This window comes from Micrococcus sp. GbtcB5 (assembly GCF_019091605.1).
Taxonomy (GTDB): Bacteria; Actinomycetota; Actinomycetes; order Actinomycetales; family Micrococcaceae; genus Micrococcus; species Micrococcus luteus.
In genome coordinates this window covers 1-247 of the sequence record NZ_JAGXJK010000329.1, presented here as the reverse complement: position 1 = coordinate 247, position 247 = coordinate 1, and the positions used below count along the sequence as shown (strand labels likewise).

The window sequence follows — 247 nt, the reverse complement described above, 5'->3', positions numbered from 1 at the left end:
AGGCGATCACGGGGACGCCGTCGAGCACGGCGATGCGCACCAGGTCGTCCACCTGCGCCGGCTCGAGGAACTGTGCCTCGTCCACGTGCAGACACGCCACGGGCGGAGCCTCCACGTGCCCCACGAGGGCGTCCGGGTCGTCACCGGTGGCGTGCCGGCGGCACAGCTCCCGCACGTCCGCTCCCGCCGGGGCGAGGGAGTCCACGGCGCGGGTCACACCCAGGGCGGGCACGACGTCGCCCTCCCC

At 75.7% G+C, this 247-nt stretch carries 1 pseudogene; it reads right to left on the bottom strand.

Features of this window, described 5'->3' with window-relative positions:
- A pseudogene (locus KVS67_RS12565) lies at positions 1 to 247 on the bottom strand (thymidine kinase); the annotation flags it as partial.